We start from the raw sequence: 8120 nt of genomic DNA, 5'->3' as shown, positions 1-8120 counted from the left end.
CCGGTGCCGGCTGCCGCCGGCCGCGCCGCCGCGCCCTGCCGGCGGCCGTTCGGGACGACCCGCGGCCGGCGCCGCCGGCCGATGCGACCAGCCAAGGCTGCGCAGCCGCCGCCCGGCGCCTGGAGGCACCGGAGCGATACCGACGGTCAGGCGCGATGGCCGTTGGGATCAGCCGCCCTCGCCCGGTGCCGCGGCGAAGGGCGGCTGCAGCCAGAGCGGGTCCTTCAGCTTCTTCAGGAAGGCGGCATGCGCCGCCAGCGCCGCCGCGTCCGGCAGGATCGGGCGCGGCGTGCGCGCGCGGGTCAGCCCGTCCAGCGTCGCCACCGGCGCGGAGACCTGCTGCGCCAGCGTGAAGCCGGGCTGCTTGCCGCCCATCAGCTCCAGATAGACCTGCGCCAGCAGCTTCACGTCCAGCAGCGCGTTGTGGCTGGTGCGCATGGAATTGTCGACGCCGAGGCGGCGGCACAGCGCATCCAGGCTGTTCGGCATGCCGGGGAAGCGCTTCTTCGCTACCGCCAGGCTGTCGATCATCCGCGCCCGGTCCAGCTTCGGCAGGCCGGCCCGCACCAGCTCGGCATCCAGGAAGCCGAAATCGAAGGGCGCGTTGTGGGCGATGACCGGCGCATCGCCGAGGAAGCCGAGGAAATCCGCCGCGACCTCGGCGAATTTCGGCTTGCCGCGCAGATGCTCGGCGGTGAAGCCATGGATGCGCGTGCTTTCCTCCGGCACGTCGCGCTCCGGGTCCAGCAGCACATGGTAGTGCTCGCCGGTCGGGATCAGGTTGACGATCTCGATCGCCGCGATCTCGATCACCCGGTCGCCGGTTGCGGGGTCGAGGCCGGTGGTCTCGGTGTCCAGCACCAGCTGCCTCATGCGCGCAGGTCCTTCACGAGCTTGCGGATCGCCCGCTGCGCCGCATGGCGCGACAGGCCGGTATTGACGAGGATATCGGCGCGGCGGCGCTTCTCCCGGTCCGGCATCTGCCGGCCGAGGATCCAGCGCAGCCGCTCCTCCGTCATCCCCTTGCGGCGCAGCACGCGGGCGCGCTGCACGGCGGCGGGCGCGGTGACCACCACCACCAGGTCGCAGCGGCCCTGGCCCCTGGTCTCGAACAGCAGGGGAATGTCGAGCACGACCAGGCGTTCCGACCGCCGCCGCGCGGCGGCGAGGAAGCGACGCTCCGCATCGCGCACCAGCGGGTGGACGATGCGCTCCAGCCGCTTCAGCGCGGCGGGGTCGCCGAGCACGGCGCGGCGCAGCGCCTCCCGCTCCACCCTGCCGTTCTCCACCGTGCCGGGAAAGGCGGCGGCGATGGGCGCGACGGCGCGGCCGCCCCAGCCCTGCAGCGCATGCACCGCGGCATCGGCATCGAAGACCGGCACATGCAGCCGGCGGAAGGTGTTGGCGGCGGTGGACTTGCCCATGCCGATGCCGCCGGTGAGGCCGATGACCTTCATGGCCTGCGCCTCAGCGTCACGCGCCGCCCCCAGGGCGCTGCGGGGCGGCGCGATCCGCGGTGGCGGGAATGTCGCCGCCGACCACCTGCCGCAATTCGTCGTCCACCTGCGGCGTCACGCCGAACCAGGCCTCGAAGCCGGGGCGGGCCTGGTGAAGCAGCATCCCCAGCCCCTCCACCGTGGCCAGGCCGCGCGCGCGGGCCGCCGCCAGCAGCGGCGTCTCCCGCGGGACATAGACGATGTCGGCCACCACCGCGCCCGCCGGCAGCGGCGCGAGGTCCAGCGCCAGCGGCGGCTGGCCCTGCATGCCGAGCGAGGTGGTGTTCACCAGCATCGCAGCCCCTTCCAGCGGCGCCCTGTCGGCAACGGAGATGGGACCGCCCAGCGCCCGCGCCAGCGCCTCCGCCCGCGCCGGCGTGCGGTTCACCAGCGTGATGCCGGGGCAGCCGGCATCCAGCAGCGCGGCGGCGATGGCGCGGGCGGACCCGCCGGCGCCCAGCACCACCACCGGCCCGGCGGCGGGGGTCCAGCCCGGCACCGCGTCCTCGCAATGGCGCAGGAAGCCCCAGCCATCGGTGTTGGAGCCTTGGATGGCGCCGTCGCGGAAGACCAGGGTGTTCACCGCCCCGGCACGGTGCGCCGTCGGGTCCACCCTGTCGCACACCGCGAAGGCCGCTTCCTTGTGCGGGATGGTGACATTGGCGCCGCGGAAGCCGAGATCGGCCAGCGACCGCACGGCCTCCGCGAAGCGCTCCGGCCGCACCGGCAGCGGGACATAGGTGCCGTCCACCCCGTGCCGGCGCAGCCAATGGCCGTGCAGGCGGGGGGACCGGGAATGGGCGACGGGCCAGCCGAGGATGCCGGCAAGCCGGGCATGGCCGGACAGCAGGGTCATGCCGGCATGTGAAGCGCCGGCGGGGCGGCGGGGTCAATGGGGCGCGGCAGCCCCCGGCGCGATCCAGGCGATGCGACCAGGTCAGGCGGCGGCACGCGACCCGCCCGGCGGCGGGGCCCGCCGCGTTCCCGCGCCGCGTGCGCGCGGCCGGCCGGCATGGCAGGCTGCGCGCCATGGTCATGCTTCCCCGCCGCGCCGCCCTCGGCGGCGCCCTGCTGGCTGCCGCCCGCCCGGCGCGGGGGCAGGCCGCCTGGCCGGACCGGCCGATCAGGCTGGTCGTCGCCTTCCCCGCCGGCAGCGTCACCGACACGCTGATGCGCCACCTGGCCGAGCCCCTGGGGCGCGCGCTCGGCCAACCCGTGGTGGTGGACAACCGCCCCGGCGGCGCCGGCGCGATCGGGACCGAGGCGGCGGCGCGCGCCGCGCCGGATGGCCATACCTGGGTGGTGTTCAGCACTACCAATGGCGCGCTGAACACCTACCTGATCCGGCGCCTGCCCTATCATCCGCTGCGGGACTTCACCCCGATCGGGTATGTGGCGGAGACCGCCTATGTGCTCGTCGTGCCCGCGGCCGCGCCGGCGCGCGACCTGGCGGGCTTCGTCGCCCAAGCGCGCGCCAGCCGGACGCCGCTGACCTTCAGCCATGGCAATTCCAGCGCGCTGATCGCGTCCGCCACGCTCGCGCGGATGGCGGGCGTGGAGATGACCGCGGTGCCCTATCGCGGCGGGCCGGAGGCGCTGACCGACGTGGTCGCAGGCCGCGTGGACAGCACCTTCACCGATTTCGCCGCCGGCCTGCCGCTGATGCGGGAGGGGCGGGTGCGCGGCCTGGCCGTCACCGCGCCGCAGTCCTTCCCTCTGGCGCCGGAGATCCCGCCGGTGGCCGGCCTGTTCCCGGGCTACGAGTTCGTCCCCTGGTTCGGCCTGGCGGCGCCGGCCGGCACGCCGCCCAGCATCGTCGCCCGCGCCAATGCCGCGCTGCGGACGGTGCTGGCGGACCCGCGGCTGGCGGAGCGGCTGGCGCTGCTGGGCTATGTGCCGATGCCTTCGGGCCCGGCGGAATTCGGCGCCATGCTGGAACAGCGCATCCGCGACCTGACGCAGCGCGCCAGGGAGGCGGGGCTGGAGCCGGAGTGAGGGCTGCGGGTCCGCGGCTGCCCGGGGGCCGGCCCGGGGCGACGGACAGCGTCAACCGCTGCGAACGGCCCGATGGCGGCGCCGGAGCCGGCCTCCGGGCTGCTGCGCGGCGCATGCCTGCTGCGCCTCCCGGCAGGGGGATCTGGCTCATGGGCCCCGGCGCTGACGCGGCGGCCGCACCCGCATGCCGCCCGGCCGGCGCCTGCGCCCTGGCTGCCGGCCCCGGACCTGTCCGCGAACGACCAGCCGGCCTCGATCTTCTCAAACACTGTCGGGCGAACCCGGACCGGATCCCCCCAGGCCGACCCTGGCAGGTCATGCAGGGGTTCCAGGCCCTGATCGCCGGCCGGAAGCGGCTGCGGCGGGCCCGGGAACCGGCCTGAGAGGCCGCCATGGCCCTCGCCCCCGGCCGCCCCCGTCCGGCAGCGCCCCCGGCGCTACTCCGCCGCCGCGGGCGCGTGGCGGGCCCAGAGCTCGGGCTTCAGCTCCTCCTCCCGGTTCGGGAACATCAGGGCGCAGGCGAAGGTCGCGGCGGCGAAGGCGGCCAGCACCAGCATGGGCGCGGCCAGGCTGCCCGTCGCCTCGTGCAGGAAGCCGATGAGGGGGGAGGCCACGGCGGCGCCGAGGAAGCCGACGGTGAAGCGCACCGAATACAGCTTGGTGCGCAGTGCCGGCGCGACATAGCGCGCGGTCATCGTCTCGTTCACCGTCACCTGCCCGAAGACCGAGGCGGCGATGACGGCCGAGAGCGGCAGCACCACCCAGCCCTCGGCGAAGGCCAGCAGCGCCATGCTGGGGGCGAGGATGAGCGCCAGCGGCAGGAAGATGGATTTCAGCGTCCGCCGGTCGATCAGGTGGCCGACGGTGAACTGCGTCAGCCCGCCGCAGAGCGTCGCCAGGAAGGCCAGCAGCCCCACCACCGGCAGCAGGTCGGGGGAGGAGGCGAGGCGTTCCTCCATCAGCTTCGGCAGCAGCAGGGTGAAGGCGTTGAACACCAGGCCGGAGACGGCGGCGATGGTCAGCAGCACCGCCACCGCCCGCCGCACCACCGCCCGCGGGATGACCGGGAAGGGCTTCTGGGGGCCGGCGGCCTTCGCCGTGTCGAAGGCGGGTTCGCGCAGGTAGAGCAGCCCCAGCACCAGCGAGATGACGCCCGGCACCAGGAAGGCCACGTGCCAGCCCAGCCGCGCCGCCAGCAGCGCCGTCACCACCGGCGCCAGCGCGACGCCGAGATTGCCGAAGACGCCGTTGATGCCGACCGCGCGGCCGACGCGCTGGCCCGCCGCCTCCACCAGCATCGCCGTCCCGATCGGGTGGTAGATGGCGGAGAAGGCGCCCATCAGCGCCAGCGCCAGGCCGAGCATCAGCGGCGTGTCCGCCAGCCCGGCCAGCACCATCGACGCGCCGCCGCCGAGGAAGAAGGCGGCCATCAGCCCCTTCCGCCCGAAGCGCTCCGCCAGCCAGCCCATCGGCAGGGCGCCCAGGCCATAGAGCACGAACATGCCGGTGCCGAGCGCCAGGATGGGACCGAATTCCCGCCCGAAGGCCTCCGGCGCCTGCTGCACCATGCCGAGCACGGCGGTGGCCAGGATCAGCAGCCCGTAATGGGTCAGGGTATGGGCGGCGTTGATGAAGATGATCTGCCGCCTGGCCAGGTCGCGCATGCGGGGCGTTCTCCCTCTCTCGCGGATATCCTAGGCTGGCCGGGAAACGACGTCAGGCCAAGCCATGTCGCCATCCGGCCAAATCGCCCCCGCCCATGCCCCTGCCCTGGCCCCCGCCCCCACCCGCAACCTGCCGCAGGATGCGGTGGACCGGCCGCTGGCCGGCTTCATGCGCGACTACGTGGACGGGGAGAGCGTGCCGCGGCACGCCCATGCCCGGGCGCAGCTGCTCTACGCCACCGGCGGGATCATGCGGATCGAGACCGACCACGCGGCCTATGTGGTGCCGCCCGGCCGCGCCCTCTGGGTGCCGGCGGCGGTCCCGCATGTGACGGCCATGCAGGGACCGGTCGCCATGCGGGCTCTGTTCCTGCGCGCCGATGCGGCGCGGGCGGGGCCGGCCGGCGTCGCGGTGCTGGCGGTCTCCCCGCTGCTGCGGGAACTGATCCTGGCCGCCTGCTCCGAGCCACTGGAATGGGACGAGGCCGGGCGGGGCGGGCACCTGGCGGCGCTGATCCTCGACGAGATCGCCCGCGCCCAGGCCCTGCCGCTGGGCGTGCCGGCGGTGCGGGATACAAGGCTGCGGCGGCTGGCGGCGGCGCTGCGGGCCGACCCGGCGCGCGACGCCGACCTCGAGGCCTGGGCGGCGGAATGCGGCGCCAGCCCGCGCACCCTGACGCGGCTCTTCCGGCGGGAGACGGGGATGAGCTTCGCCCGCTGGCGGCAGATGCTGCGGCTGTCGGAAGCGGCGGCCCTGCTGGCCCAGGGGATGCCGCCGGCCCGCGCCGCCGCGGCGGTGGGCTATGCCAGCGCGCCGGCCTTCGGCGCCGCCTTCCGCACCGCCTTCGGGACCTCGCCCCGCGGGGCGCTGGCGGGTGGCGGGCCGATGGGTGGCCGCCAGGGGGCGGCCAGCCCGGATGCTGCGTCCAACCACCCGGCGATGCGCTGAGAGCGGCGGGCCGAACCGCGCCGCGGCAACGGATGCAAGCGCGGCGGGCCGGGTCGCCGCGTGGCCCAAGCAGCGACGGGCCGCGCCCCCTGGCGGGGCCATGCACCGCCGCGCCGCGTCGCGCCCGGCCCCAAGGCGGTCGACCGATGCGCGGCCGGATTTTCGCCATTTTTCAGCGAGGCGCGCTTGCTTCACAGGGTTGTGCGGTATACGATTTGTATCCGGATGTTTCGCGGCCGACTACAATCTCGGCACCGCGGAGCCCGGTTCGGGAGGAACGAGCCTCATGCGGGTGCAGGCGGTGCAGCACTGGGTCCTGGGCGGCGTGGTGCTGGCAACGGTGCTCTGGCTTGATCTGCTTTCGGGCGAGATCTTGCGGCGGATCGCGCTGTTCACCCTGGCCTGGGCCGCCGCCTCCACCCTGCTGGTCGGCGGCGCGGGCGCCTGGATCGCCCTCGTCCGGTCGCGCCAGGCCGCCCGGCGGTCCTGACGGCGCGGCGCTCGGGACGGGTGACGCGGCGGCCACCGGCCGACGCAGGGCGATCCGCCGCCGGGTGCAGGCCGGTGAGGGCGCAATCCTGTGCCTGACGCGCACCGGTCAGGGCGCGGACTCGCATCCGGCGCGCGACGGTCAGGGCGCAATTCCGCACTTGGCGCGCGCCGGTCAGGGCGCGCTTCCGCACTTGGCGCGCGCCGGTCAGGGCGCGCGACGCAAGGGCAGCAGGCAGGCCATCGCCGCCAGCGCCAGCAGCCCCGCGAGGCCCAGCACCGCCACCGCCGGCAGGCTGGCGACCAGCGGCGCGGACAGGGTCGGCGCCCCAGCCTGGGCCAGCAGGATCGGCAAGGCCAGCCGGCCCATCAGCACCGGATAGCCCTTGGGCCCGAACAGCGCGAGCGGCAGGGCGCCGCGGCTGATCGTCAGGATGCCGTTGCTGGCGCCGTAGAGCAGGACGAAGGGCACCGCCGCCGCCGGGCCGGCCAGCACCAGCAGCAGCGCCCCGGCCGGCAGCAGCGCCGCCCCCAGCCGCGCCGCCGTCAGCGGATGCGCCGCCCGGCCGAGGGTGAATTCCAGCAGCCGCCCGCCAACCTGCGACGGTCCCATCAGGGAGGCAGCGGCGACCGCCGCCGCGACCGACAGGCCAAGCCCGCCCAGCACCGCGATCAGGTGCACCGACAGCATGCCGCTGATGACCGACCGTATGGTGAAGAAGGCCGCCAGCAGCAGGAAGCTGCGGCGCACCCAGGCCGCCGGCAGGGGTGGGTCGATAGCCTCCGCCGCCGCGCCGCCCGTCGCGGTTGGCGCGGCGGCGGCCGGCAGCAGGCGGTACAGCGGCAGCACCACCAGCAGCAGCACCGCCGCATAGGCCAGGCAGGTGCCGCGCCAGCCCAGCAGCGGCACCAGCGCGGCGCTGGCCGGCCAGCCCACCGTGCTGGCGAAGCCGGCCAGCAGCGTCACCAGGGTGATCGGCCGGCGCGCCGCCCGGCCATAGAGGACGCCGAGGGTGGCGAAAGCGGCCTCGTACAGGCCGAGGGCCATGCCGAAGCCGAGCACGACCCAGCCGACCACCCAGCCCCACAGGCCAGGCAGCAGGCCGAGCAGCGCCAGGCCCGCCGCCAGGACCAGGACGGAGAGGGTGAGCACCGGCCGGCCGCCACGCCGGTCGATCGCCCGGCCGACCCGCGGCGCGCAGAGGCCGGACAGCAGCAGCGCGACGGAGAAGGCGCCGTACACCAGCGCCGGGTCGGCGCCGAGTTCCTGGATCACCACCGGCGCGACCACGGCCGGCAGGTAGTAGCTGACGGCCCAGGCGATGGTCTGCGCCACGCCGAGCAGCAGCGCGACCCGGCGGGCATCGGGCGAGGCGATGGGCGGCGCCGGTGGCGCGGTCATCCGGCGGCGGGGGTGGTCATGCCCGGATGGTCGCGCCGCCGGGCGGCGGTGCCAAGCGGATGGCTGCCGCGGTCGTTGGTCGGCCCATGCCCCGGCCGGGCAGCGCCCGGGCCGGCCGCCCGGCC

At 75.4% G+C, this 8120-nt stretch carries 8 protein-coding genes; 3 read left to right on the top strand and 5 right to left on the bottom strand.

Annotated elements, in window-relative coordinates:
- Positions 1-168: 168 nt before the first annotated feature.
- The 3 genes from dnaQ to E2C05_RS25640 are packed head-to-tail and all read right to left on the bottom strand — an operon-like array spanning position 169 to position 2352.
- Complete coding sequence (dnaQ, locus tag E2C05_RS25650; RefSeq protein ID WP_133222488.1) at positions 169-873, bottom strand: DNA polymerase III subunit epsilon; 705 nt, start codon at positions 871-873, stop codon at positions 169-171.
- Entirely contained in the window at positions 870-1457 is a 588-nt protein-coding gene (gene coaE, locus E2C05_RS25645) for a dephospho-CoA kinase (protein WP_133222487.1), read from the bottom strand. Before coaE ends, dnaQ begins: the two co-directional genes overlap by 4 nt.
- Positions 1458-1473: 16 nt before the next feature.
- A complete protein-coding gene (locus E2C05_RS25640; RefSeq protein ID WP_133222486.1) occupies positions 1474-2352 on the bottom strand; it encodes a shikimate dehydrogenase in 879 nt (292 codons plus the stop codon).
- Between the two features lie 173 nt (positions 2353-2525).
- Between E2C05_RS25640 and E2C05_RS25635 the strand changes: the two genes are divergently transcribed.
- Complete coding sequence (locus E2C05_RS25635; RefSeq protein WP_133222485.1) at positions 2526-3491, top strand: Bug family tripartite tricarboxylate transporter substrate binding protein; 966 nt, start codon at positions 2526-2528, stop codon at positions 3489-3491.
- Between the two features lie 437 nt (positions 3492-3928).
- Here E2C05_RS25635 and E2C05_RS25630 read toward each other — a convergent pair whose 3' ends face one another.
- Positions 3929-5155: an MFS transporter gene (locus tag E2C05_RS25630; protein ID WP_133222484.1), complete on the bottom strand. Its 1227-nt coding sequence runs from the start codon at positions 5153-5155 to the stop codon at positions 3929-3931.
- A gap of 64 nt (positions 5156-5219) precedes the next feature.
- Between E2C05_RS25630 and E2C05_RS35220 the strand changes: the two genes are divergently transcribed.
- Both E2C05_RS35220 and E2C05_RS25620 read left to right on the top strand, forming a co-directional pair.
- Positions 5220-6104: a helix-turn-helix domain-containing protein gene (locus E2C05_RS35220; RefSeq protein WP_133222483.1), complete on the top strand. Its 885-nt coding sequence runs from the start codon at positions 5220-5222 to the stop codon at positions 6102-6104.
- Between the two features lie 286 nt (positions 6105-6390).
- A complete protein-coding gene (locus E2C05_RS25620; protein WP_133222482.1) occupies positions 6391-6594 on the top strand; it encodes a hypothetical protein in 204 nt (67 codons plus the stop codon).
- A gap of 207 nt (positions 6595-6801) precedes the next feature.
- Here E2C05_RS25620 and E2C05_RS25615 read toward each other — a convergent pair whose 3' ends face one another.
- Entirely contained in the window at positions 6802-7995 is a 1194-nt protein-coding gene (locus tag E2C05_RS25615) for an MFS transporter (RefSeq protein WP_133222481.1), read from the bottom strand.
- Between the last annotated feature and the right edge of the window lie 125 nt (positions 7996-8120).

It is taken from the genome of Paracraurococcus ruber, assembly GCF_004353985.1.
Classification (GTDB): Bacteria; Pseudomonadota; Alphaproteobacteria; order Acetobacterales; family Acetobacteraceae; genus Paracraurococcus; species Paracraurococcus ruber.
The sequence above is the reverse complement of the archived record's forward strand: the minus strand, read 5'-3'. Positions and strand labels throughout refer to the sequence as shown.